Source organism: Enterobacter cloacae complex sp. P18RS (assembly GCF_014982105.1).
Classification (GTDB): Bacteria; Pseudomonadota; Gammaproteobacteria; order Enterobacterales; family Enterobacteriaceae; genus Enterobacter; species Enterobacter hormaechei_C.
On sequence record NZ_JADCKV010000006.1, the window covers coordinates 550,606 to 574,285 of the forward strand.

Sequence of the window (23,680 nt, forward strand, 5' to 3'; positions counted from 1 at the left end):
GCCGCAAAATTTGGTGATTCAACAGAAAATTGTTAGCAACCTAATCACTGGTATTTAACATAGTTTCCCGCGCAATCAGGCGTGCGACGTTTCTGTCTGCGCGTTTTCACTCTGCTCGCGATGGGCTGAGGACTGCATGCGATAGCCCAAACCCGACAGCGCAACGGTGACCAGCATCACGCTGGTAGTGGTGAGCAGCGGGGTTGCAATCAACGCAGAGACCACGAGACTTGCCAGGAAGCACAGGCCAAGTTGCAGGGTATTTTGCAGCGCGGCAGCGCGGCCTGTCGCCTGCGGAAATGGACGCAACGCCTGGGCTACAACAATAGGGTAGATGGCCCCGTTAGCGATCGCCATGACGCAGAACGGAATCAAAATTTCTGCAAGCCCGGCGCCGGGAATAAAGCCGAGAGCCCAGGTCGCAATCACGCTTAGCGCATACAAAACCAGCAGCCAGGGCAGCATCTGTTGGCCTTCCCATTTTTGCAGCGCGGCGCGACAGCCATAGCCACCCACCAGGAAGGCAATGGTCTGTGGTACATAGCTCAGGCCGATAGCCGCCGGGCTGTAGCCCATGTCATGCAGAATGAACGGCGAACCGGTTAGCCAGGCAAAGAAGCTGGCAGAGCAGGCAGCATAAATCAGCACGTTACCGCGATAGGCTTTCGACCGCAGTAAAGAGGTAAAGGTGATGGGCTTTGCGTCCGGATGCGTCTCTTTTTTATGCGCAGGTTTAAGCCCGAAAGCAGGCAGCATCAGGACCAGCGTAATAGCAAAGAGCGTGGCGAAAATGGCCTGCCAGTCGAAATGCGCCAGGATCCAGCTGCCCAGTAACGGGGCAAGCGCCGGCGACAGGCCGACCAGCGGCATAATAGTGGCGAATATGCGGTTAGTGCGCGAGGCGGGGTAGTAATCGGTCACCAGCGCCTGCCAGGTCACCGCTGCGGCGCAGACACCGACCGCCTGAATAAAGCGCAGCGCCAGCAGCCAGGCGGCATCGCGGACCCACAGCATGCCCAGACAGCCTACGGCAAAAATCGCCAGACCCAACAACAGGACGGGCTTACGGCCGAAACGATCCGAGAGCGGCCCCCACAGCAATTGCGCAAAAGCAAAGCCGGCGAGGAACAAACTTAAACTGGCGCTGATGGCGGCGGCAGGGGTTTGCAAATCTTCCTGCATCGCGGCGAACGCGGGCAGATACATATCGGTCGCCAAAAAGCCCAGCACGCTTAAGCCGCCGAGCCAGACTAAAAATCCTTTCCTGGGTTGCACTGTTTTTTCTCCTGAGGAGGCAGGTGTACGTTGGCGCAGAGTGTAGGGAGTGCAAAGCGGCTTGTGAAACGCTAATATTTGGCGGGTGCATTCAAAAATTTTGCAGGCTAAATATGTGGTCAGATTATTCCCTTGAAGTGGTTGATGCCGTGGCGCGTAACGGCAGCTTTACCGGTGCCGCCCAGGAGCTGCATCGCGTTCCCTCGGCTATCAGCTATACGGTGCGCCAGCTGGAAGCGTGGCTGGCGGTCCCGCTGTTCGAGCGGCGCCATCGCGACGTGGAGCTCACGCCTGCCGGAGCGTGGTTTTTGAAGGAAGGGCGGTCTGTTATCAAAAAAATGCAGATCACCCGTGAGCAGTGCCAGCAGATCGCCAACGGCTGGCGCGGGCATCTCGCTATCGCGGTGGATAACATCGTTAAGCCGGAGCGGACCCGGCAGATGATCGTCGATTTCTATCGTCATTTTTCCGACGTCGAACTGCGTGTTTCGCAGGAAGTGTTCAACGGCGTCTGGGATGCGCTGGCGGACGGCAGGGCGGAGATGGCGATTGGTGCAACCCAGGCGATCCCGGTTGGGGGGCGCTACGCGTTTCGCGACATGGGCATGCTGAGCTGGACCTGCGTGGTCGCACGCGATCACCCGCTGGCGGCGCTGGAAGGGCCGCTGAGCGATGACACCTTACGCAACTGGCCCTCGCTGGTGCTGGAAGATACCTCCCGCTCGCTGCCCAAGCGCATTACCTGGCTGCTGGATAATCAACGCCGCGTGGTCGCGCCGGACTGGGAGTCGTCGGCCACCTGTCTGAGCGCGGGGCTGTGCGTTGGCATGGTGCCGGTGCATTTTGCGCGCCCGCGCATCGACGCGGGAGAGTGGGTGGCTCTGACGCTGGAAAACCCCTTCCCGGATGCCGCGTGCTGTCTGACGTGGCAGCAAAACGACGTCTCGCCCGCCATGGCCTGGCTGCTGGATTATCTGGGCGACAGCGAAACGCTGAACCGGGAGTGGTTGCGGGAACCAGCATAGCTGGCCCCGTAATGAGATTAACGACGGTAGTCGCGGAACGGACCGTCCGCAACGGAACGGCGTTCAATCAGGCGCGGGTGAACTTCAATGGACTGGGACTGTTCACGCTTGTTGACGATCCTGTCCAGCAGCATATTGAAGGCCGTTTCACCCAGCGAATCTTTCGGCTGGTGAATGGTGGTCAGCGCCGGGGTAAAGAAGCGGGCGTTGCGCACGTTGTCATAGCCGATCACCGAGATATCCTGCGGGACGCGCAGGCCGAGTTCATCCGCCGCGCAGAGCGCGCCCATCGCCATGATGTCGCCGCCGCAGAACACCGCGGTAGGGCGATGCGGCTGGGAGACGATCTGCTGCATGGCGCGATAGCCCGACTCCGGCTCGAAGTCGCCCTGAACAATCCAGTTTTCCGGCACGGTGATCAGCGCCTCTTCCATCGCTTTCATGAAACCGGCCAGACGGCCAGCCCCGGTGTTACGCTCCAGCGGACCCGGGATCACGCCAATTTCACGATGACCGCGTTCTACCAGATAACGCCCCGCCATGTAGCCGCCTTCAAAGGCGTTATCAATAACGGAGTCGGTAAAGTCTGCGCGCGCTTCGCCCCAGTCCATGACCACCATCGGAATGTGGCGATACTCTTCCAGCATGGAAAGGACCGACTCGGGGTATTCAGAACACATTACCAGCAGGCCGTCGACGCGCTTTTGCGCCATCATTGACAGGTAAGCGCGCTGTTTTTCAATGTTGTTCCACGCGTTGCCCAGAATCAGGGTATAGCCTTTCTGGAAGCAGTTTTTTTCAACGGCTTCGATGATTTCAGCAAAGTAGGCCGCTTCACTGCTGGTGGCCAGCAGACCAATCGATTTGGTGTGATTAACCTTCAGGCTGCGGGCGACCGCACTTGGCGAGTAGTGCAGCTCTTTGATTGCCGCCCAGACGGCATTACGCGTCTCTTCAGCGACGAAACGCGTTTTGTTAATAACATGTGATACGGTTGTAGTGGAAACGTTTGCGCGTTTTGCTACGTCTTTAATTGTTGCCATTAAATGTCACTCCAGACCATATCCTAAGCTCCTGAAAAAATTGAAGGTAAACGTTTGCCTTCTCTCACCCTTATCACGCAAACATGAGTTGCGACACGCCGGGAAAACGACACAGGACGTCAGGAGGGGGTCAGTGGCCGGTACGCTAATAAATTTAGCGTGGAATTTTGTCCTATCTTGATGAAAAGGGGAAGAGGTAAAGTGGATATCCGTTTAAATCCTGGAAGATTTTTGACCTGAACTGTGTAAAAATGAGCAAGCTCACTTTTCGTAGGGTGAATAAAAGGAGAAAAATTGATGAGTACCGATCTGAAGTTTTCGCTGTTTACCACCATTGTTGTTCTTGCTCTGATTGTTGCCGGTGGTTTAACCGCTGCACTGCACTGATTCAGGCAGAGGGAGAACTTTCTCCCTCTCTTGCCGCTATTGTTACCTCTCCGGCAAAAATCTTTTGCCAAAATGTTAACTTCTCATTTTTTGTGATTGATGTCATGCTTTTGACTTCTTAGTTCTGTGCCGGGTTATGGCACGGTATCCGGAGTCTCTTCATGAAAATCAATTTTCCCCTGCTGGCCCTGGCGATTGGCGCCTTTGGGATTGGCACCACTGAATTCTCCCCTATGGGGTTATTGCCTGTTATCGCCCGGGGTGTGGACGTCTCTATCCCTGCGGCTGGTATGTTAATTAGCGCTTACGCGATTGGCGTGATGGTGGGCGCGCCGCTGATGACGCTGCTGCTTTCGCACCGCGCTCGCCGCAATGCGCTGATTTTCCTGATGGCGATTTTCACCCTCGGAAATGTGCTTTCCGCGATTTCGCCCGATTATACCACTCTGATGCTTTCGCGCATTCTGACCAGCCTCAATCATGGCGCCTTCTTCGGACTGGGCTCGGTTGTCGCCGCCAGTGTGGTGCCAAAACATAAGCAGGCCAGCGCGGTAGCCACTATGTTTATGGGCCTCACCATCGCTAATATCGGCGGCGTTCCCGCTGCCACCTGGCTGGGAGAAGCCATCGGCTGGCGTATGTCTTTCCTCGTAACCGCCGGACTGGGCGTGGTCGCGATGGTTGCGCTGTTCTTCTCACTGCCGAAAGGAAGTGCGGGAGAACGTCCGGAAGTACGTAAAGAGCTGGCGGTGCTGATGCGTCCTCAGGTGTTGTCCGCGCTGCTCACCACGGTACTGGGGGCGGGGGCGATGTTTACGCTCTACACCTATATCTCCCCGGTGCTGCACGACATTACCCACGCAACGCCACTCTTTGTTACCGCGATGCTGGTGCTGATTGGTGTCGGGTTCTCGATTGGCAACTATCTCGGCGGGAAATTTGCCGACCGCTCCGTCAGCGGGACGCTGAAAGGTTTTTTAACGCTGCTGATTGTCATCATGGTGGCGATCCCGTGGCTGGCGCGTAACGAAGTGGGTGCCGCGATTGCCATGGTGGTGTGGGGCGCCGCAACCTTTGCCGTGGTGCCACCGTTGCAGATGCGCGTAATGCGCGTTGCGCACGAAGCGCCGGGGCTCTCTTCGTCGGTGAATATCGGTGCGTTTAACCTGGGCAATGCGCTGGGGGCCGCAGCGGGCGGGGCGGTGATCTCCGGTGGTTTGGGTTACAGCTTTGTGCCGGTGATGGGGGCGATCATTGCCGCACTCGGCCTGCTGCTGGTGATGATGTCTGGTCGTAAACAGCCTGAAGCGGTGTGTACGGCGGAATAAACAAAAACGCAGAAGGGCTGCCCCTTCTGCGTGTCTCTTACGCGGCGAAGTTCTTCGCAACAAATTCCCAGTTAACCAGTGCCCAGAAGTGTTCCAGGTAGTTCGGGCGCGCATTACGGTAATCAATGTAATAGGCGTGTTCCCATACGTCCACGGTCATCAGCGGCGTGGCGCTGGTGGTCAGAGGGGTACCCGCATTAGAAGTGGAAACGATAGCCAGTTTGCCATCAGCCTCTTTTACCAGCCAGGTCCAGCCGGAGCCAAAGTTTTTAACGGCTGCGTCAGTAAACTTCGCTTTAAAATCCGCGAAACTGCCGAACGCGGCGTTAATCGCTGCCGCCAGCTCACCGGTAGGTTCTCCGCCTGCATTGGGGGCCAGGCAGTGCCAGTAGAAGGTGTGGTTCCACACCTGTGCGGCGTTGTTGAATACGCCGCCGTCTGAACTGCGCACGATCTCTTCCAGCGTTTTGCCTTCAAAATCGGTGCCCTTGATCAGATTGTTCAGGTTGGTGACATAGGTCTGGTGATGCTTGCCGTAATGGTACTCCAGGGTTTCCGCGGAAATGTGCGGGGCCAGGGCGTCTTTTGCATACGGTAGTGCAGGTAATTCGAACGACATTGCTTCTCTCCTTATAGTTTTATACGTTGCCAATAACCCTACAGACAACAAGGACAGAATAGCAAATTGAAAGGGTATGCAAAAGAGGAACTTACCCTGCCATGGAGGCGGCAGGGCAGGGTTTAGCGAATGGTTTTTGGCGTCATCACGCGGCGCGCACCCACATAGTGGCGCACCCAATAATCTTCGCTGAGAGAGGTGATCTGAATGTCCTGACCGCTGCGCGGTGACTGGATAAATTTACCGTTACCCACATACACCCCAACGTGATCGGCCGTACCGCGTCCCTGGGTGCGGAAGAACACCAGGTCGCCATTTTGCAGTTCGCCACGGTTTACAGGCGCGGCGTCGCGCAGATGGTACATCTCATTGGCGGTGCGTGGAATGCGAAACTTCACCAGATCTTTATAGGCATAATAAACCAGCCCACTACAGTCAAAACCGGTGCGCGGAGAGGTGCCACCCCAGCGATACGGTTTACCTATTTGCCCCATCAGTTTGTTCATCGCCGTTTTTTGCGCTTTCTGCATACGCGCTTTATGCACGTCAGCCAGCTTCGTCACTTTTGCGCATTTCGTTTTATGGCCTTTGCGCACGGTGCATTTTTCATTCACCAGGCTGGCGGTCGTGCGGGTGGTTTTGTGCGTGCCGGAACGGAGAGTTTTGGGTTTACTGGAGGCGGTCTTTTTGGTCTGAGCGGTGGTTTTCTTCTTTACTGTTTTACTGGTGGTTTTTTTCTTACGTTCTGTGGTTTTTGCCAGATGCGATTTTTGTACAGCAGAATGCCGCGCCTGTTCAGAGGCGTTCGCCGCTGGCGTAAATGAGAGTGTGGTAAACAGTAAAGCACAGAGCGTCATCGAGATTTTAGTTATCCGCGCCACTGGGCAGTCCCCTGATAAATGCAGGCCACAATGCATACCCGCGTGAGATTTACAAAACCTGTCGATTCTAATCCATAAATTCAGAAGAAGTTAATAGCATTTTTCATTCAAAAATTATGTTTCGTTAGCAAGTGCAAAAAAATTCACCATTCTGACGCACTCCTGTTCGCTCCTTAAGCAAAACCGCACCTCGTCTGGGGATAAACGACATTAGCAATGCAACTTTATGCGATAAGCGATAATATAATTAGACGTGACAAAAATGTTATTTTCCGATGTCGGTCTGACCCGCTACAATGTCAGACTGATGCCGTAACAGAAGTTAAAGGAAGCAAGACATGAGCACCACTATTGAAAAAATTCAGCGCCAGATCGCTGAAAACCCGATTCTCCTGTACATGAAAGGTTCTCCGAAGCTGCCAAGCTGCGGCTTCTCCGCGCAAGCGGTTCAGGCGCTGTCCGCCTGTGGTGAGCGTTTTGCTTACGTTGATATCCTGCAAAACCCGGACATTCGCGCTGAACTGCCAAAATACGCCAACTGGCCGACCTTCCCACAGCTGTGGGTTGATGGTGAACTGGTCGGCGGATGCGACATCCTGATTGAAATGTATCAGCGCGGCGAACTGCAACAGCTGATCAAAGAGACTGCGGCGAAGTATAAAACCGAAGAGCCGGACGCAGAGTAAGTTTTCTGCGGATATAAAAAAGCGACCACATTATGTTGGTCGCTTTTTTTTGTCCTGTGGGGCTATTGATTACCCAACCTACGATTGAAGATCGGCCTCGTCGCCCATCGGCAGCGGCCAGCCGCCGAGACGTTTCCAGCGGTTGACGATCTCACAGAACAGCTCCGCCGTACGCTCGGTGTCGTATAACGCGGAATGCGCCTGGGTGCCGTCAAACGCAATACCCGCCGTGATGCAGGCTTTAGAGAGCACGGTTTGCCCCAGCGCCAGGCCGCTCAGCGCGGCGGTGTCGAAGGTCACAAACGGATGGAATGGATTACGCTTGAGCGAGGCACGCTCGGCGGCAGCCATTGTGAAGCTGTGATCAAAGGTGGCATTGTGGGCCACCATGATGGCGCGGCTACAGTCATTCTCTTTCATGCCTTTGCGCACCATTTTGAAAATGGCGTGCAGCGCCTCGTATTCGCTTACCGCCCCGCGCAGCGGGTTTGTCGGATCGATACCGTTAAAGGCCAGCGCCTCTGGCTGTAAGTTTGCCCCTTCAAAGGGTTCAACGTGGAAATGCAGCGTGGTGTCCGGTATAAGCCAGCCCTGTTCATCCATCTTCAGCGTGATGGCGGCAATCTCAAGCAGCGCATCGGTTTTAGCGTTAAATCCGGCTGTTTCAACATCAATGACAACGGGATAAAAACCACGAAAACGGTCGCACAGACCGGTAAATTGAGCGTTATCGGACATCAGGGTCTCTTACAAGGGGGAAAAAGCAGTGCGCATTATGGCAAATTTTGAGAGGGGATGCAGCAAAACAACGGGCGCAAAGTGCGCCCTGCGGGATCAATTGCCCAGTCCGCGACCAGCGTCTTTGGCTTCGATCAGTTCGATTTTATAACCGTCCGGATCTTCCACAAACGCAATTACGGTGGTACCGCCTTTAACCGGACCGGCTTCACGGGTGACGTTACCGCCATTGCTGCGGATACGTTCGCAGGCTTCGGCGGCGTTACCCACTTCCAGCGCGATGTGGCCGTAAGCTGTACCCAGCTCGTAGCTGTCCACGCCCCAGTTGTAGGTCAGCTCGATGACCGCTTCATCAGATTCCGGGCCGTAACCGACAAACGCCAGGGAGTATTTATATTCCGGATTTTCGCTGGTGCGCAGCAGCTTCATGCCCAGAACGTTAGTGTAGAAATCGATGGAACGTTGCAGGTCGCCAACGCGCAGCATGGTGTGAAGTAGGCGCATAATTTCCTCATTAACCAGTGGAATGGATTATCTTTTTGAACAGGAACGATGTTTTAGTATAGCGGCGAAAGGTCGCCGCTATCAATGTACAAAGCGGGATTACAGTGAAGGGTAGTCGGTATAACCTTCCGCGCCGCCGCCATAGAAGCTTTCAGGGCGCTGCGGGTTCAGTTCGGCTTTTTTCTGCAAACGGGCAACCAGATCCGGGTTAGCAATGTAGTCACGGCCAAAGGCCACGGCGTCGATCAGGCCTTTACCGATCAAATCCTCGGCTTTCTCTGCCGTATACGCACCCGCCCCGATAATCACGCCGTGGAAGCGCTCGCGCACTTTCTGACGGAAGGCTTCACTGTAAGGCTTGCCGCCTGCCCAGTCCGGCTCGGACATGTGCAGATAGGCGATACCGCGTTTCGCCAGCTCTTCAATCAGATACAGCGCGTCTGCTTCTTCGTTCGGACCGTTGTCGACGTTCTGGAAAGTACCGATCGGGGAGACACGAATACCAATGCGGTCTGCGCTCCACTCATTACAGACAGCATCCACCACTTCAAGCACCAGACGCGCGCGGTTTTCAACGCTGCCGCCGTACTGGTCGGTACGCTGGTTGGAAGACGGGGACAGGAACTGATGCAGCAGGTAACCGTGCGCAGAGTGCAGCTCAACCAGGTCGAAGCCCGCTTCACGGGCGTTGGCGACGGCCTGACGGAAATCATTCACGATACCCGGGATCTCGTCCAGCTCCAGCGCGCGTGGCGTGGTGGTGTCGACGCGGATCGCATTACCGTTTTCATCGCGCAGGGAAGTGCGGGTATTGGCGTTCAGGGCAGAGGCAGAAACCGGCGCCTGACCGCCAGGCTGGATGCTGCTGTGTGAGATACGACCGGTGTGCCACAGCTGAACCGCAATACGGCCATCTTCAGCATGCACGCCTGCGGTGATTTTTTTCCACGCGGCGATCTGTTCCGGGCTGTGCAGACCCGGTGCACCGGCGTAGCCTTTTGCCTGAGCAGAAATCTGCGTGGCTTCGGAGATAATCAGGCCCGCGCTGGCGCGCTGGCGGTAATACTCACCCATCAATGGCGTTGGGATATCGCCCGGCTCGATGCTGCGCAGACGGGTAAGTGGGGCCATAAACACGCGGTTTGGGGCAGTAACGGCACCCACTTTCAGTGGGGTAAACAGCTTTTCAGCGGACATAACGGCTCCTGAGTAGACCAGTCGACTAGTAAAAGGGTAAATAAAAACGCCGGCTACACGCCAGGCGCGGTAATACAGTTTTTCACATGCGCCAGCGCGCTTTCGAGCGGCACGGCGCTGCGAGACATTTTTGCTTGCAGGTTGGCGCCTAACCAGAGGGAATAGAGCACCTGTGCCTGCGTGAGCGGATCGCCGGAGAAGGAGAGCGTTTTTTCATTGCGCCCGCTCTCCAGCGCCTGAGCCAACAGGGCAATAACGCCGCTGGCCCCTTTATCCATTGCGGTGCGCATATCTTCGGAGAGATCGCACACTTCGGCAGACAGTTTTACCGTCAGGCAGCCGCTGATGATGCCCTGCTGACAGAACTGCGTCAGCGTTTCCTGATAGTAGTTCAGAACACGATCCCGGTAGTCACCTTCACCGCTGGCGAAGTGGGTTGCCAGGCGCTGATGGTAGCTGGCGTAGTGCCGCTCCAGCATGGCAACGCCAAACGCCTCTTTGGATCGAAAATAGTGATAAAACGATCCCTTAGGTACTTCAGCGGTTTTTAACAACTCGCTCAGCCCCATACCGGTAAACCCGCGATGCATGCAAAGACGCTCGCCGGTAGCCAGCAAATGTTCTCGTGTATCGTGTTCAGTGTGTCTGCTCATGCCCTTACTCTAATAGACCGTTCGGTCTAATGCAAGCCCGCTTAGCGACGACATTGCGACAGAATATCCAGCTGCGGTTGATAAACCGCTGATTTCACGTCCATCATGCCCAGAACGGTGGCGAATAAATTGTCCTGTGAAACCGCCTCTTTTGCGGCATGGTCACGCAGGCAATCCGTGTTTACGCCGAAGTTTTTCGCATAATCCGGGGAGAGCCAGAACATAAACGGAATATGCGTTTGCTGCTCCGGGGCCAGCATATACGGCGTACCGTGCAGGTAAATTCCGCTTTCGCCCAGCGATTCACCGTGATCGGAGAGGTAAATGAGCGCCGTGTTCATGTTGGCCTGCCGGGCTTTTAGCGCGTCGATGGTTCGGCTGACCACGCTGTCGGTATACAAAATCGAGTTGTCATAGGTATTGATCAGCGACTGATGATCGCAATCCTGAATTTCATTGGTATCGCAGGTTGGGGTGAACTTGCGAAAGCTGTCCGGATAACGGTTGTAGTAGGCCGGACCGTGGCTGCCCATCAGATGAATAACCAGAACCGTATCCTGCTTTATTCCATCCAGTACGTTGTCCAGACGGTAGAGGTTGACGTCGTCGATACAGGATTTGTCCTTACAGAACTGATCCAGTTTCCACTGGGTCATATCCGTGTGCGGCACGCGGTCGCAGGCGCCTTTACACCCGCCGTCGTTGTCGCGCCACAGCAGGTTGAAACCGGCATGGTTAAGTACATCGAGCAGACCTTCCTGGTGATGGGCGAGGTCCGCGTCATATTTTTTCCGCGTCATGCCGGAGAACATGCAGGGGACGGAAACGGCGGTTTCCGTGCCACAGGAGGAGGCCTGGGGGAAGTTGATGACATCCTGCTTTTTCAGCTCGGGGTTGGTTTCACGCGGGTAACCATTTAACGAGTAGTTTGCGGCGCGGGAGGCTTCGCCCACCACCACAATCAGCACGGTTTTCTTGCGTTGGCTGGAAATCAGCGCGCCTTTATGAGCATCCTCGCCAATGCGGACCAGCGTCTGGTCGCCGGCAAACCAGCGCATTTTGCTGTATTTCACCACGGCGCTCACGTAATTCGCCGGGGTAACCATTTTGACGATGCTTTTGTTATTGCGGAACAGAGAAGCATAGTCTTTATAAAACACCGCCGCGACCAGGATGATTACCAGCAGCGCACCCAGCATAGCGGCGACACGCGTCAGGAGGGCATACCACCATTTTCCGGTGCGAATGCGCGTCAGGGCTAAAATAATCGATGGAACCAGACCTGCAACGACCAGCCACAGGATCATCTGCGGCGTCACCAGAGCAGTCGCTTCCTGGGAATTAGTTTCGAACACGTTCACAATCATGTTCTGATCGATAACCGTGCCATAGGTATACATAAACCAGGTTGCGGCGGCGCATCCCAGGGTCAGGACAATCATGAGCGGCTTGCGAATAAAGGGAATATTCAGCAGGCTGAAGACAATCACCCAGCCGCAGAACAGCACCAGCGGCACGCTGGCAGCAAACAGGAGATCGTGCAGATGCGCAGGCGCAATGATTGACCAGCTGCGCTGGATAAACAGTGCATTCAGTACGGTGAAGAAAAGTGCACAGCCCAGAGTAAATTTTATATCGTTACAGTGTAACTTTTTAGTGAACCACATGATGACCAGACCATTCGTTATATCAATGCGGCGAGTATAAGAAGGGAAGATTAGCGAAACCTTAATGCTCTGTATGTGGGGGTCATCCTTGCATGTAAGCCATTTAGGGTCTTCACTGTAGGGAATAATGACGTTCTGGAGGTAGGTGTGGCAGAGCAACTGGAGTTTTTCCCTGTCCAGAGCCCGTGCCGGGGTATTTGCCAGGTAGATGAACGAGGATACTGTCGTGGCTGCATGCGCACGCGCGATGAACGTTTTAACTGGCAAAATTTCAGCGACGCGCAAAAGCAGGAGGTCTTACGGCTCTGTCGACAGCGTCTGCTGCGTAAAATTCGTGCAAACAAAGCGGTTGAAAGCGAAGAACCTCAGCAACCTTCACTGTTTTAGCAGGGTAATTGCGTATACTGGTGACATGACTTCCTTGAGGAAAATGTTATGGTTCAGCGTATTACCCTTGCCCCGCAGGGCCCGGAATTCTCCCGATTTGTTATGGGCTACTGGCGCCTTATGGACTGGAATATGTCTCCGGTCCAGCTGGCGGACTTTATAGAAGAGCATCTCGATCTCGGGATCACCACCGTCGATCACGCTGATATTTATGGCGGCTATCAGTGCGAGGCTGCCTTTGGCGAAGCGCTGAAGCGTGCGCCGGCGCTGCGTGAACGTATGGAGATTGTGACCAAATGCGGTATTGCCACCACAGCAAAACCGGAGCATGCGCTTGGGCATTACATCACTGACAGCGCGCATATCGTTAAAAGCGCCGAGCAGTCACTGATTAACCTGGCCACCGATCGTATCGACCTGCTGCTGATCCACCGACCCGATCCGTTGATGGATGCGGATGAGGTCGCGGAAGCCTTCCTGACGCTTCACCAGAGCGGCAAAGTGCGCCATTTTGGCGTGTCTAACTTCACCCCGGCACAGTTTGCGCTATTGCAGTCTCGCCTGCCGTTTACGCTGGCGACGAATCAGGTGGAGATCTCGCCTGTTCATCAGCCGCTGCTGCTGGATGGCACGCTCGACCAAATGCAACAGCTGCGCATCCGTCCAATGGCATGGTCCTGTCTGGGAGGCGGCCGCCTGTTTAACGATGAGGCATTCCAGCCGCTGCGTAACGAGCTTGAAACGGTGGCGCGCGAACTGAATGCGGAGAGTATCGAGCAGGTGGTTTACGCCTGGATCCTGCGCCTGCCGTCTAAACCGCTGCCAATTATTGGCTCCGGCAAAATTGAGCGCGTCCGCGCTGCGCTTGTGGCTGAGGAGCTGGATATGACGCGTCAGCAGTGGTTCCGCATCCGCAAGGCGGCGCTGGGCTACGACGTACCCTGAGCACGCCTGAACCTGACTTTCCGGTGAAATCTGCGCCGCTGGTATAGACTTAAGGTGCAAAAAATAACCCGTGGAGGTCTTATGAAGCGTTTTGCTCTGGCAATGGTTACGCTGGTTGTTTGTGCAGGTGCGCAGGCAGCCAGCGAGGACGTTGAAATGAATCTCGTCACTTCTCAGGGGGTAGGCCAGTCCATCGGGACGGTGAAAATCACCGAAACCGATAAAGGGCTGGAATTTGCTCCCGATCTCAAGGCTCTTCCACCCGGCGAACATGGTTTTCACGTTCATGCCAAAGGCAGCTGTCAACCCGCGATGAAAGAGGGGAAACCAACAGCTGCGGAAGCCGCAGGGGGGCATCTCGACCCGCACAACTCCGGTAAGCATGAAGGCCCGGAAGGGATGGGGCACCTCGGCGATTTGCCGGTGCTGGTGGTAAATAACGATGGTAAAGCCACCGATCCGGTTGTGGCGCCACGACTCAAAAAGCTTGACGAGGTCAAAGGCAAGGCGCTGATGGTCCACGTGGGCGGCGATAACATGTCCGATCAGCCTAAACCGCTTGGCGGCGGCGGGGCGCGCTATGCCTGCGGGGTGATCTGATCGCCAATCGTTCCGGGTGGCGGCGCCTGTTCAAGCTGTGACAGGGAGCAGTGCAGCCGCCAGATAATGGACGCCAGATCGCGGGCCGCAGGCTGATGATGGTGCGCCAGCGCGTCGCAAATACGCTGAAGCTCGGCGAGCGTGACGCTCAGGGGGCGCTGCTGCACCCCGCGCTCGCTCATCACATCTCGGAGCATGGAAATACAGTTATCACGGACCTGCGACAGCGGATCGGAACGCGTCTCCCAGGCGCGCAGTTGCCACACCACGTGCGAACAGTTTAACAGCACCACGCCCCAGCGCAGCAGCCAGCGACGGGAGAGTGAATCCTGGCTGTTGTTCAGCTGGCTGACATGATGGTAAACCAGCGATTCATACTCGCTTTCGCGCAGATGCGGCCTGCGGCTCAGCTGATCGACAAAACCCCTGCGCAACACCCGAATATGCCTGCGGCTTTTACGCGCGTCCGAGCCCGGGCGTAGCACAGCGAAAGCCAGCCACGCCAGCCCTACGCCGAGGATCTTCGCCAGGTTGTCGTTGAGAAAATCAGCGTAATCGTAAACCGGTGGATTCGTTACAGAGATAAATGAGCCCATAAAAACAATCAACTGACCCCACAGACCGGCCAGTTTAGGCATTTGCAGTTTGAGCAACTGCATGCTGGTTAATAGCGGGAAGAGAAACAGCAGAAATTGCCAGAGGTCGGTTATCTGCACCATCAAACCAAATTTCACCACGAAGCTGAATAGCGACAGCAGTACCAGCGTACGCAGCAGAAGCGTAAGGGAATAAAAGGGGGAAGCGGCGACGGAATAGAGCACGCAGCTGATTGCCGCAAGCGTCAGGGCCGCACTGCCCGCATCCCATTGCGTGGTGATGGCCCATGCGCCCACGGCCGTCAACGCACAAAACGTACGAAAACCGCTCCACAGCGCCTCCATTGCGTCGGTATGGCGCGCCAGAGCAGGACTACCGGGAACGGAAAATTCGGTGACGGGCGTGGCATTCTCGACGGCTTTTAACCAGCGGCTGCTGCGCAGATACAGGCGGCAGAAATAGTTCAGACGCTGCCAGAAGGCACGGTGCCTGTAGTCATATTCATCCGTTGGGGCGAGCGGCGCGATAATGCGGGCCACGGTATAGATATCGGCATCCGGACGCGCAAGAGCGGCGAGCAGCGCCTCGATAATCTCCCGGGTATGGGCTGGCGGTGCAGGCCAGTTCAGCAACATCCGGCGAAGGCTCGAGATCGCGCTCGTCATCCGCAATTGCTGGTGCAGTAAATAGTTCAGAAGCGTGTTCTGGCGACGAAAACGGTAGTGGCTCCAGAAAGCCTGGATGCGCAACAAGTTCATGGTCAGGATCTGGCCGATGACCTTTTCGTGCGCGAGGCGGATGTCATCGCTGCTGTCAGGCTGCCAGAGCAGGCTGGCATGTTCCAGCAAACGTGCGTGCATCGTTTTAAGGGCGGTGATAAGCGTAGTGCCATCTGAGGTACTGGGCAGGATCATCATCATGACGCCCCCGCACAGAATGCCGACCATCACTTCACACACGCGTGCCTGGGCGATATCCCACAGCTCGGTGGTGTCCAGCACGTTGACGACCGGAAAGGCGATAATGGCCGCGGTGTAACCCGCCAGCTGAAACGCATAGGCAACGTTATTGGTAAAATGGGCGCAGGCCCAGGTACACAGCCCCAGCCATGCCGACATGCTTAACAGAAAGAGCCAGGGATCGTTCAGGGTATGGCCGGCAAGAAGCAGTGCGGCGGTTGCCCCCAGCAGGCTACCCGCCACGCGCCCGAGGCTTTTACTGATAACGCCCCCGACGGTAGGGAAGCTGACGACCGCCGCAGAGGTCATCGCCCAGTAAGGCTCATCCAGATTCAGATAATAGGCAACCGTAAGCGCAAGGCACATGGCGATGCCGTTGCGCAGCGCGTAACGCCACTGCGGCCGTGTCGCTTTTATCCACGGCGTATTGCGCCAGGAGAAAGCCCCCAGGTTCATCATCGCGATCCGATGGCGACGGTGCAGGTTGTGCCAGAGACCAGGGTAATGTCTTTCGGCAGTTGATCAAACTCGACGCGAACAGGCACCCGCTGAGCCAGGCGCACCCACGGGACGTTGGGTTTGATGTCAGGCACCAGGCCAGAATCGGTTTCCACGCTCTGATCGTATATTGCCCGACCTATGCTGCTAACGTGACCCTGTAACGTTTCTGCGCCGCTGTAAAGCGTGATCCGGGCAGGCGCTCCCTCGCGGATATGGCGCAGCTTGGTCTCTTCAAAATAACCTACAACATAGAAAGAGTGGCTATCGACTAGGGCGAAGACCGGCTGGCCTGTGGTGGCGTAATCACCCACACGGGTAGACAGGCTCGTGATCCATCCATCCACCGGGGCTTTGACCATGGTCTGGGTCAGTTGCCACTCGGCCTGTTTCAGCGTTGCCTCTGCAACCTTCAGGCTGGCCTGCATGGCTTTTACATTGATATTGGCGGTATCAAGATCTTCCGCAGAGATGTAATTTCTCGACAGATGGCGGCGGCGTTCGGCTTCGTTATTGGCTTTTGCCAGATCTGATTGAGCTTTTGCGAGCTGCGCCTGGGCATTAAGCACCGCAATGTGGAAAGGGGTCTCATCGATACGGAATAGCACATCGCCCGCATGAACGTACTGGTTGTCCTTCACCAGCAGCGCGCTGATACTGCCGGACACCTGTGGCGTGATGCTGACCTGTTCCGCGCGGATCTTGCCGTCACGCGTCCAGGGCGACTGCATGTAATAATTCCAGAGCCACCAGCCGGCCATCACCGCCAGCGCTAAAACGAAAAGAGTGGAAAAATATTTTAACGTTTTCAATGCTATTCTCACCACACGGTTAACACGGCAAGGCCAAGACAGACGGAGAGGGTAAACAGGGAGAGATCCATTAACATCGGGTGCCAGATTTCACCGGAATACATCCAGTCGCGCAGCAGACGATGCGCAATGAGCCAGATTACAAAACCGACCATCACGGCTTTAAACAGTGGCGGAAAGTAGACCGATGCGCCAACAATCAAATCCTGGAGGGGCAACCCTGCGGAGAAGGAAAACAACGTCACAAGCAGCGATCCTTTGCGGTGGAATGAGGGCCACATTGGCAGATTTCAATGCGATGGCGAATTACCATTCAGTGTAAATCATCCTTTAAGGAATGATGAATACCGTGATTGCATTTGTTTTGGCAATACAAATACTGCAAACTATTCTAAAATCACTATAATCACTTAGCAAGCTAATTATAAGGAGATGAAATTGGAATCGCCATTAGGTTCTGATCTGGCAAGGTTGGTACGCATCTGGCGTGCTCTGATTGACCATCGCCTGAAACCTCTGGAACTTACGCAGACGCACTGGGTTACGCTGCATAACATTCATCAGCTCCCGCCCGATCAGTCACAGATCCAACTGGCAAAAGCGATTGGTATTGAGCAGCCTTCTCTGGTGCGTACCCTTGACCAGCTGGAAGAGAAGGGACTCATCTCCCGACAAACCTGCGCCAGCGATCGTCGCGCCAAGCGGATTAAATTGACGGAAAAAGCGGCCCCGATTATTACTGAGATGGAGACCGTCATCAGTAAAACGCGAGGGGAGATCCTGGCCGGTATTTCCCCCGCTGAGCTGGAGATGCTGATCGGACTCATCGCCCGTCTTGAACAAAACATCCACGATTTACAGTCGCGCGACTGACGTTATTCACAGGCCTTGCTGGTGCAAGGCCTTTGTCATGTTCTGAACACCACCACCCGGTTGCGGCCCGTCTCTTTTGCCTCGTACATGGCTTTATCCGCGCTTTCCACACAGGTTTCAGCGCTGGTCTCCGGCGAGGTGGCGGTGAATACCCCCATACTGATAGTTATCGGTTCCGGGAGATAACCGCCGCTGCTGACGTTGTCGAAACCGCTCAATTTGAGACGTATGCGTTCGGCAACCTGTTGCGCAAGATCGGAAGGGGTATTTGTCAGCATGAGCACAAATTCTTCGCCGCCGATCCGCGCTGCGATATCCTGCGGTCGCACTGAATCGGTCAACAGGTTTGAGACAAACTGTAAAACCTTATCCCCCTGCAAATGGCCGTAGCAGTCGTTAATGCGTTTGAAACGGTCAAGATCGCTCACGATCACCGATACCGGGTGCGCCAGGGTTGCTGTACTCAGCGCGTGGTTTAATGAATCATAGAAATAGCTACGATTATACAGACGGGTGAGGGGATCGCGGATCGAGTTTTGATAAGACTCCTGATATTTTACATGCGAGTCACGATACAAATTAAATACATCGGAAAGTAAGATGAAGATAATGATTAATGTAGCGACAGTTTCGAATAACCGTGCCCGGTACCATGAAATATCTTCAGCGTGTCCGCCTAACAATAGCATGAGCAGGGTGACGATATAACAGACGCATAAAAAATTGCCGCCGACCCAAAACAAATTCCTCACGCGGGTAATGGCCATCAGGGTGATTAACGTTACTACCCACAGGACGATCAAAATGATATTAATCGCCTGGCTCCAGAGAACCATAAACTGTCGGGTTTCATTGTCTACCAGGTCCAGTGTGAGCAGGGTTGAATGGCTGGAATAGAATAATGCCAGCCCAAGCATACTGCCCGTAAAGAGCGAGGCGCCGACAACGATACCGATGTGGGTGCTTCGTGAGAGAGCGGACGTACGCAGGGTATACAGCAATGCCGAGATGATTATCAGCACCGCCATTAAAAAGTGGCGGAACATATAGAAAATCATGGCGTCATTATAGTTCGCCACGTTGAACTGATAGAGATCAAGCCAGGCCGGGAAGCTGGACAGAGTCCCCACCATCAATAACGCTGAGCCGGCAAAGGCCAGGGCAATGGGAACAAGATATAATCGCCTTCTGTCGCACCAGTATTTCATTGCCATAAAACAGGCAATAAACAGATGAAACACCAGAAGAAATATCGTCAGCGTAGGGAAAAACAAAGGTGAAAACGAAGGAACCCATTCAACAAGTTTTATAAAAAAAGCTTGTAATACGGCAATGATAACAATGCATCCAAGCGCGAAGGCCACAAAGCGGTTCTTTACAAATCGACAGATCGCAAGCATAGAGAATTTAAAAATTAAAAAAGAAAAAGAGATTGCGAAGAGTCTAAACGAGGGAAATAAAAAATACTTTGCGCACGGACAAGAACAGGTGAAATGAATAATTCACCATGTGAATATATTGTGCCAATATATTATTAGGAATGATGATTTTGGTAAATGGATGCGGTCTGAAAGACCACATCCATCAGGATATTAACGCGGGGAGACGGTGACCTGGCTGCCGTTGCTTGCCAGAACAACACGCTGACCAGCAGAGAAGCGGGTGTTACCCTGTTTCTGCACAACCATAATAGTGCTGCCATCGTCTTTACGGATTTCCAGCTCAACGCCCTGAGTTTTGTTCATCGCACCCTGAACGCCCTGACCCGCTACGCCGCCTGCAACTGCGCCCGCTGCGGTCGCCAGAGAACGTCCGGTGCCGCCGCCAATGGTATTACCCAGGAAACCGCCCAGCACAGCACCGCCGATTGCGCCCACCACGTTCGTGTCATCGCCACCCTGAATCTGAACAGGACGGGCATTAACGATAGTACCGTATGTCACGTTCTGTACCTGTTTAGCTTCAGAAGCACTATATACGTCGCCGGAGAGTGAACTGTCATTCACACAACCCGCCAGTGTTAAACCAATCAGCGAAACGCCCAGTACACGTAAAATCATTTGACTCTCCTGTTCACCAAAAAACGCCCGGTTGGGGCATCCGTTATGGTTAAATTATATGGCATTCCTGACCACAGTTCATATCTTTGCATGCCGAATAGATAAATTTTACCTGAACAGGGCTTAACGGGACATAAACAAACATCGCCTGTGCTACAGGTCTGAGATTGTTAAAAATTATTATCACCGCATAGCAAAGCCGCGTTATTTATGATGGAGTGTTTGCACTTAGCCCATGTAACGTAAGGAAAGCGCATGAAATCGGGTCGCTATATCGGTGTGATGTCTGGTACCAGTCTTGACGGTGTGGATGTCGTTCTGGCCGCCATTGATGAAAACATGGTGGCGCAGCAGGCAAGCCTGACCTGGCCAATTCCGGTCTCGTTAAAAGAAGAGATCCTGAACATCTGCCAGGGGCAACAGCTGACGCTTTCCCAACTGGGCCAACTGGATGTGCGTCTGGGGGCGCTGTTTGCTGATGCGGTACTGGCCCTGATGCAGCAGGAAAGACTCCACCCGCAGGATATCGTGGCAATAGGTTGCCATGGGCAGACCGTCTGGCATGAACCTGTCGGCGAGGCGCCGCACACGATGCAAATTGGCGATAACAACCAGATTGTGGCAAAAACCGGCGTGACGGTGGTGGGTGATTTCCGTCGTCGCGATATGGCCCTCGGCGGGCAGGGGGCGCCGCTGGTTCCGGCATTTCATCAGGCACTGCTGGCGCACCCGGTAGAGCGCAGGATGGTCCTGAACATCGGCGGGATCGCCAACCTGTCGATGCTTATTCCCGGGCAGCCCGTGCGGGGGTACGATACCGGACCCGGTAATATGCTGATGGATGCCTGGATCTGGCGTCAGAGCGGCAAAGCCTACGACAAAGACGCGCAGTGGGCCAGCCAGGGGAAAGTGATCCTTCCCTTGCTGCAAACCCTGTTAAGCGATCCTTTCTTTGCTCTGCCCGCGCCGAAAAGCACGGGGCGGGAATATTTCAACTACGGCTGGCTTGAACGTCAGCTGGCGCGCTTCCCCGGCCTTGCGCCTCAGGATGTGCAGGCTACGCTGACGGAGCTCACCGCGGTATCGATTTCTGAACAGGTGTTGCTGAGCGGCGGATGTGAGCGCTTGCTGGTATGCGGAGGCGGAAGCCGCAACCCGCTGGTGATGGCACGCCTCGCCGCCTTGCTGCCAGGCACCGAAGTCACGACCACTGATGAAGCCGGGATCAGCGGAGACGATATGGAAGCGCTGGCCTTCGCCTGGCTTGCCTGGCGTACGGTTGCCGGTCTGCCGGGGAATTTACCCTCCGTAACCGGTGCGCGGGAGGCGAGCGTCCTTGGGGCCATTTTCCCCGCAAACCCGCGCCATAATCAGAGTTAACTGAAATTCAGCGGGAGGCGTAACCCGTAAAATAGGGAAAAACAGGAGGGCGGTTAGGCCCTCCAGGACCAGGATAGTCTTCGGAATCTGCCCATGAAAAAACTTCTTCTCATTGCTGTACCTTTTCTTATGACCGGATGCAGCGTCTATAACCAGTTCGTTGAGCGTATGCAAACCGATACGCTGGAATATCGTTGTGATGAAAAACCGCTGACGGTGAAGCTGAACAACCCGCATCAGGAAGCCAGCTTTGTTTATGACAATAAGTTGTTAACGCTGAAGCAGGGAATGTCGGCCTCCGGTGCGCGCTACTCAGACGGGATCTACGTCTTCTGGTCGAAAGGCGACAGCGCCACCGTCTACAAGCGTGACCGCATTGTGCTGAACAATTGTCAGCTTGAAAATCCGAAGCGTTGAGATTTTTGAAGGGGGCGCGCACAATAGCGCCACCCAATCTCACTTTCAGCTAACGCCATGTCAGATAACGACGAACTACAGCAAATTGCGCATCTGCGCCGTGAATACACCAAAGGCGGTCTGCGCCGCCAGGATCTTCCCGCCGAACCGCTGGTGCTTTTTGAACGCTGGCTGAAGCAGGCCTGCGAAGCGAAACTGGCTGACCCGACGGCAATGGTCGTTGCCACGGTTGATGAAAATGGTCAGCCGTATCAACGCATCGTTCTTCTCAAGCATTATGACGAGAAAGGGCTGGTGTTCTACACCAATCTTGGCAGTCGTAAAGCGCATCACCTTGAAAATAATCCGCGTATTAGCCTGCTCTTCCCGTGGCATATGCTGGAGCGCCAGGTGATGGTCACCGGCAAGGCGGAGCGCCTCTCTACGCTCGAAGTGGTAAAATATTTCCACAGTCGCCCGCGCGACAGTCAGATCGGCGCCTGGGTCTCTAAACAGTCCAGCCGAATCTCAGCCCGCGGTGTGCTGGAAAGTAAATTCCTCGAACTCAAACAGAAGTTTCAGCAGGGTGAAGTACCGCTGCCGAGTTTCTGGGGCGGGTTCCGCATCCCCATTGAGCAGATGGAATTCTGGCAGGGCGGTGAACACCGCCTGCACGACCGCTTTTTATACCAACGCGACAACGGTGGCTGGAAAATCGACAGACTGGCCCCGTAATCCCCAAAATTTGTTGATTTAAGCGCTAGCGCACACCGCGCTGGCGCTTTATTCTATGGTCCTTTCGCATCAGGCGAAAAGTCGTGTACCGGCAAAGGTGCAGTCGTTTATACATGGAGAATTTGATGGCAAGCAGTAACTTGATTAAACAATTGCAAGAGCGGGGCCTCGTGGCCCAGGTGACGGACGAGGAAGCGTTAGCAGAGCGACTGGCGCAAGGCCCGATCGCGCTCTATTGCGGCTTCGATCCCACCGCTGACAGCTTGCATTTGGGGCATCTTGTTCCATTGTTATGCCTGAAACGCTTCCAGATGGCCGGCCATAAGCCTGTCGCACTGGTTGGCGGCGCGACCGGTCTGATTGGCGACCCAAGTTTCAAAGCCGCTGAGCGTAAGCTGAATACCGAAGACACCGTGCAGGAGTGGGTGGATAAGATCCGTAAACAGGTTGCACCGTTCCTGGATTTCGACTGCGGTGACAACTCTGCGATTGCGGCGAACAACTACGACTGGTTTGGTGGCATGAACGTGCTGACGTTCCTGCGTGACATCGGCAAACACTTCTCTGTTAACCAGATGATTAACAAAGAAGCAGTAAAGCAGCGTCTTAACCGTGACGATCAGGGTATCTCTTTCACGGAGTTCTCCTACAACCTGTTGCAGGGGTATGACTTCGCCTGCCTGAACAAGCTGCACGGCGTCTCTCTGCAAATTGGCGGTTCCGACCAGTGGGGTAACATCACCTCCGGTATCGATCTGACCCGTCGCCTCCACCAGAATCAGGTGTTTGGTCTGACCGTGCCGTTGATCACCAAAGCCGACGGTACCAAGTTCGGTAAGACCGAAGGCGGCGCGGTATGGCTGGATCCGAAGAAAACCAGCCCGTACAAGTTCTACCAGTTCTGGATCAACACGGCGGATGCCGACGTTTATCGCTTCCTGAAGTTCTTCACCTTTATGGATATCGAAGAAATCAATGCGCTGGAAGAAGAAGACAAGAACAGCGGTAAAGCACCACGCGCCCAGTACGTGCTGGCGGACGAAGTGACTAAACTGGTTCACGGCGAAGAAGGTCTGGCGGCGGCGAAGCGCATTACGGCTAGCCTGTTCAACGGAACCCTGAGCGATTTAAGCGAAGCGGATTTCGAACAGCTGGCGCAGGATGGCGTGCCGATGGTTGAGATGGAAAAAGGCGCCGATCTGATGCAGGCGCTGGTGGACTCCGAGCTCCAGCCGTCTCGCGGTCAGGCGCGTAAAACCATCGCCTCTAACGCGATCACCATTAATGGCGAAAAACAGGCCGATCCGGAATACACCTTTACCGAGAACGACCGTCTCTATGGTCGCTACACGCTGCTGCGTCGCGGTAAGAAAAATTACTGCCTGGTCTGCTGGAAGTAATTAAAAGTATGCAGGGGCGTGGGAAACCACGCCCC

At 54.9% G+C, this 23,680-nt stretch carries 26 protein-coding genes; 12 read left to right on the forward strand and 14 right to left on the reverse strand.

The genetic code is table 11. From position 1 onward, the window contains the following. Positions 1–75 precede the first annotated feature (75 nt). Positions 76–1,275: a purine nucleoside transporter PunC gene (punC, locus tag INF61_RS05035; protein ID WP_193547566.1), complete on the reverse strand. Its 1,200-nt coding sequence runs from the start codon at positions 1,273–1,275 to the stop codon at positions 76–78. 113 nt (positions 1,276–1,388) lie between these two features. Between punC and punR the strand changes: the two genes are divergently transcribed. After that, on the forward strand, positions 1,389–2,300 hold the full coding sequence (punR, locus tag INF61_RS05040) for a DNA-binding transcriptional activator PunR (protein ID WP_003857638.1): 912 nt from the start codon (positions 1,389–1,391) through the stop codon (positions 2,298–2,300). A 17-nt stretch (positions 2,301–2,317) separates the two neighbouring features. On the opposite strand, the gene purR is transcribed toward punR, so the two are convergent. Further along, the gene (purR, locus tag INF61_RS05045; RefSeq protein WP_003857634.1) at positions 2,318–3,343 is read right to left on the reverse strand and encodes an HTH-type transcriptional repressor PurR; all 1,026 of its coding nucleotides are present in this window, start codon (positions 3,341–3,343) and stop codon (positions 2,318–2,320) included. A 297-nt stretch (positions 3,344–3,640) separates the two neighbouring features. Between purR and INF61_RS05050 the strand changes: the two genes are divergently transcribed. Beyond that, positions 3,641–3,730 (forward strand): YnhF family membrane protein, encoded by a 90-nt coding sequence (locus INF61_RS05050; RefSeq protein WP_003857632.1) that lies wholly within the window; start codon positions 3,641–3,643, stop codon positions 3,728–3,730. A 161-nt stretch (positions 3,731–3,891) separates the two neighbouring features. Further along, a complete protein-coding gene (locus INF61_RS05055; RefSeq protein WP_023303560.1) occupies positions 3,892–5,058 on the forward strand; it encodes an MFS transporter in 1,167 nt (388 codons plus the stop codon). Positions 5,059–5,095: 37 nt separating this feature from the next. Here INF61_RS05055 and sodB read toward each other — a convergent pair whose 3' ends face one another. Both sodB and INF61_RS05065 read right to left on the reverse strand, forming a co-directional pair. After that, the gene (sodB, locus tag INF61_RS05060; RefSeq protein WP_017693553.1) at positions 5,096–5,677 is read right to left on the reverse strand and encodes a superoxide dismutase [Fe]; all 582 of its coding nucleotides are present in this window, start codon (positions 5,675–5,677) and stop codon (positions 5,096–5,098) included. Positions 5,678–5,799: 122 nt separating this feature from the next. Next, positions 5,800–6,558, reverse strand: coding sequence for a C40 family peptidase (locus INF61_RS05065; RefSeq protein WP_017384605.1), 759 nt, complete (start codon positions 6,556–6,558; stop codon positions 5,800–5,802). 338 nt (positions 6,559–6,896) lie between these two features. Between INF61_RS05065 and grxD the strand changes: the two genes are divergently transcribed. After that, positions 6,897–7,244: a monothiol glutaredoxin 4 gene (gene grxD, locus INF61_RS05070; protein ID WP_003832760.1), complete on the forward strand. Its 348-nt coding sequence runs from the start codon at positions 6,897–6,899 to the stop codon at positions 7,242–7,244. Between the two features lie 78 nt (positions 7,245–7,322). Here grxD and rnt read toward each other — a convergent pair whose 3' ends face one another. From rnt to eptA, 5 genes are all read right to left on the reverse strand, one after another. Continuing rightward, the gene (gene rnt, locus INF61_RS05075) at positions 7,323–7,982 is read right to left on the reverse strand and encodes a ribonuclease T (RefSeq protein WP_193547567.1); all 660 of its coding nucleotides are present in this window, start codon (positions 7,980–7,982) and stop codon (positions 7,323–7,325) included. 96 nt (positions 7,983–8,078) lie between these two features. Continuing rightward, a complete protein-coding gene (gene gloA, locus INF61_RS05080) occupies positions 8,079–8,486 on the reverse strand; it encodes a lactoylglutathione lyase (protein ID WP_047717824.1) in 408 nt (135 codons plus the stop codon). A 99-nt stretch (positions 8,487–8,585) separates the two neighbouring features. Next, positions 8,586–9,683 (reverse strand): alkene reductase, encoded by a 1,098-nt coding sequence (locus INF61_RS05085; RefSeq protein WP_015570682.1) that lies wholly within the window; start codon positions 9,681–9,683, stop codon positions 8,586–8,588. Positions 9,684–9,736: 53 nt separating this feature from the next. Next, positions 9,737–10,336 (reverse strand): TetR/AcrR family transcriptional regulator, encoded by a 600-nt coding sequence (locus INF61_RS05090; RefSeq protein ID WP_017384602.1) that lies wholly within the window; start codon positions 10,334–10,336, stop codon positions 9,737–9,739. A gap of 41 nt (positions 10,337–10,377) precedes the next feature. After that, on the reverse strand, positions 10,378–12,003 hold the full coding sequence (gene eptA / locus INF61_RS05095) for a phosphoethanolamine transferase EptA (protein ID WP_032619787.1): 1,626 nt from the start codon (positions 12,001–12,003) through the stop codon (positions 10,378–10,380). A 147-nt stretch (positions 12,004–12,150) separates the two neighbouring features. Between eptA and INF61_RS05100 the strand changes: the two genes are divergently transcribed. From INF61_RS05100 to sodC, 3 genes are all read left to right on the forward strand, one after another. After that, positions 12,151–12,390: a DUF1289 domain-containing protein gene (locus INF61_RS05100; RefSeq protein ID WP_017384600.1), complete on the forward strand. Its 240-nt coding sequence runs from the start codon at positions 12,151–12,153 to the stop codon at positions 12,388–12,390. A 48-nt stretch (positions 12,391–12,438) separates the two neighbouring features. Beyond that, positions 12,439–13,335, forward strand: coding sequence for an aldo/keto reductase family oxidoreductase (locus INF61_RS05105; protein ID WP_045142537.1), 897 nt, complete (start codon positions 12,439–12,441; stop codon positions 13,333–13,335). A gap of 81 nt (positions 13,336–13,416) precedes the next feature. Next, complete coding sequence (gene sodC / locus INF61_RS05110; RefSeq protein ID WP_023303563.1) at positions 13,417–13,935, forward strand: superoxide dismutase [Cu-Zn] SodC; 519 nt, start codon at positions 13,417–13,419, stop codon at positions 13,933–13,935. Here sodC and INF61_RS05115 read toward each other — a convergent pair. Genes INF61_RS05115 through INF61_RS05125 form a run of 3 tightly spaced genes read right to left on the reverse strand, consistent with a single transcriptional unit; the run spans position 13,914 to position 17,046 of the window. Continuing rightward, a complete protein-coding gene (locus INF61_RS05115; protein WP_193547601.1) occupies positions 13,914–15,947 on the reverse strand; it encodes an FUSC family protein in 2,034 nt (677 codons plus the stop codon). The two genes, sodC and INF61_RS05115, sit on opposite strands and share 22 nt — an antisense overlap. Then, positions 15,947–16,807, reverse strand: a complete 861-nt coding sequence (locus tag INF61_RS05120; RefSeq protein ID WP_026094311.1) for an HlyD family secretion protein — start codon at positions 16,805–16,807, stop codon at positions 15,947–15,949. Before INF61_RS05120 ends, INF61_RS05115 begins: the two co-directional genes overlap by 1 nt. Positions 16,808–16,809: 2 nt before the next feature. Further along, complete coding sequence (locus tag INF61_RS05125) at positions 16,810–17,046, reverse strand: DUF1656 domain-containing protein (protein WP_003857607.1); 237 nt, start codon at positions 17,044–17,046, stop codon at positions 16,810–16,812. A gap of 187 nt (positions 17,047–17,233) precedes the next feature. On the opposite strand from INF61_RS05125, the gene slyA reads away from it, so the two are divergent. Next, positions 17,234–17,674, forward strand: a complete 441-nt coding sequence (slyA, locus tag INF61_RS05130; protein WP_006808997.1) for a transcriptional regulator SlyA — start codon at positions 17,234–17,236, stop codon at positions 17,672–17,674. A gap of 35 nt (positions 17,675–17,709) precedes the next feature. On the opposite strand, the gene INF61_RS05135 is transcribed toward slyA, so the two are convergent. Continuing rightward, positions 17,710–19,074: a GGDEF domain-containing protein gene (locus INF61_RS05135; protein ID WP_023303565.1), complete on the reverse strand. Its 1,365-nt coding sequence runs from the start codon at positions 19,072–19,074 to the stop codon at positions 17,710–17,712. Positions 19,075–19,266: 192 nt separating this feature from the next. Continuing rightward, positions 19,267–19,734: an outer membrane lipoprotein SlyB gene (gene slyB / locus INF61_RS05140; RefSeq protein WP_003857604.1), complete on the reverse strand. Its 468-nt coding sequence runs from the start codon at positions 19,732–19,734 to the stop codon at positions 19,267–19,269. A 255-nt stretch (positions 19,735–19,989) separates the two neighbouring features. Between slyB and anmK the strand changes: the two genes are divergently transcribed. The 4 genes from anmK (at position 19,990) to tyrS (ending at position 23,645) form a co-directional block, all read left to right on the forward strand. Further along, positions 19,990–21,114 (forward strand): anhydro-N-acetylmuramic acid kinase, encoded by a 1,125-nt coding sequence (anmK, locus tag INF61_RS05145; protein WP_022650944.1) that lies wholly within the window; start codon positions 19,990–19,992, stop codon positions 21,112–21,114. A 93-nt stretch (positions 21,115–21,207) separates the two neighbouring features. Then, positions 21,208–21,531 carry a C-type lysozyme inhibitor gene (gene mliC, locus INF61_RS05150; RefSeq protein WP_015570672.1) on the forward strand — a complete coding sequence of 108 codons (324 nt, stop codon included), beginning with the start codon at positions 21,208–21,210 and terminating at the stop codon, positions 21,529–21,531. Positions 21,532–21,588: 57 nt separating this feature from the next. Then, the gene (pdxH, locus tag INF61_RS05155) at positions 21,589–22,245 is read left to right on the forward strand and encodes a pyridoxamine 5'-phosphate oxidase (protein ID WP_003857601.1); all 657 of its coding nucleotides are present in this window, start codon (positions 21,589–21,591) and stop codon (positions 22,243–22,245) included. 125 nt (positions 22,246–22,370) lie between these two features. Then, positions 22,371–23,645: a tyrosine--tRNA ligase gene (tyrS, locus tag INF61_RS05160; RefSeq protein ID WP_017384594.1), complete on the forward strand. Its 1,275-nt coding sequence runs from the start codon at positions 22,371–22,373 to the stop codon at positions 23,643–23,645. Positions 23,646–23,680 lie beyond the last annotated feature (35 nt).

Coding starts and splice junctions, on each gene's coding strand:
- INF61_RS05105 (WP_045142537.1), top strand. CDS start 12,439: ATGGTTCAGCGTATTACCCTTGCCCCGCAGGGCCCGGAATTCTCCCGA.
- INF61_RS05050 (WP_003857632.1), top strand. CDS start 3,641: ATGAGTACCGATCTGAAGTTTTCGCTGTTTACCACCATTGTTGTTCTT.
- INF61_RS05085 (WP_015570682.1), bottom strand. CDS start 9,683: ATGTCCGCTGAAAAGCTGTTTACCCCACTGAAAGTGGGTGCCGTTACT.
- slyB (WP_003857604.1), bottom strand. CDS start 19,734: ATGATTTTACGTGTACTGGGCGTTTCGCTGATTGGTTTAACACTGGCG.
- slyA (WP_006808997.1), top strand. CDS start 17,234: ATGAAATTGGAATCGCCATTAGGTTCTGATCTGGCAAGGTTGGTACGC.
- INF61_RS05115 (WP_193547601.1), bottom strand. CDS start 15,947: ATGAACCTGGGGGCTTTCTCCTGGCGCAATACGCCGTGGATAAAAGCG.
- purR (WP_003857634.1), bottom strand. CDS start 3,343: ATGGCAACAATTAAAGACGTAGCAAAACGCGCAAACGTTTCCACTACA.
- gloA (WP_047717824.1), bottom strand. CDS start 8,486: ATGCGCCTACTTCACACCATGCTGCGCGTTGGCGACCTGCAACGTTCC.
- INF61_RS05090 (WP_017384602.1), bottom strand. CDS start 10,336: ATGAGCAGACACACTGAACACGATACACGAGAACATTTGCTGGCTACC.
- INF61_RS05135 (WP_023303565.1), bottom strand. CDS start 19,074: ATGCTTGCGATCTGTCGATTTGTAAAGAACCGCTTTGTGGCCTTCGCG.
- rnt (WP_193547567.1), bottom strand. CDS start 7,982: ATGTCCGATAACGCTCAATTTACCGGTCTGTGCGACCGTTTTCGTGGT.
- sodB (WP_017693553.1), bottom strand. CDS start 5,677: ATGTCGTTCGAATTACCTGCACTACCGTATGCAAAAGACGCCCTGGCC.
- eptA (WP_032619787.1), bottom strand. CDS start 12,003: ATGTGGTTCACTAAAAAGTTACACTGTAACGATATAAAATTTACTCTG.
- punR (WP_003857638.1), top strand. CDS start 1,389: ATGTGGTCAGATTATTCCCTTGAAGTGGTTGATGCCGTGGCGCGTAAC.
- anmK (WP_022650944.1), top strand. CDS start 19,990: ATGAAATCGGGTCGCTATATCGGTGTGATGTCTGGTACCAGTCTTGAC.
- mliC (WP_015570672.1), top strand. CDS start 21,208: ATGAAAAAACTTCTTCTCATTGCTGTACCTTTTCTTATGACCGGATGC.
- grxD (WP_003832760.1), top strand. CDS start 6,897: ATGAGCACCACTATTGAAAAAATTCAGCGCCAGATCGCTGAAAACCCG.
- pdxH (WP_003857601.1), top strand. CDS start 21,589: ATGTCAGATAACGACGAACTACAGCAAATTGCGCATCTGCGCCGTGAA.
- INF61_RS05055 (WP_023303560.1), top strand. CDS start 3,892: ATGAAAATCAATTTTCCCCTGCTGGCCCTGGCGATTGGCGCCTTTGGG.
- sodC (WP_023303563.1), top strand. CDS start 13,417: ATGAAGCGTTTTGCTCTGGCAATGGTTACGCTGGTTGTTTGTGCAGGT.
- tyrS (WP_017384594.1), top strand. CDS start 22,371: ATGGCAAGCAGTAACTTGATTAAACAATTGCAAGAGCGGGGCCTCGTG.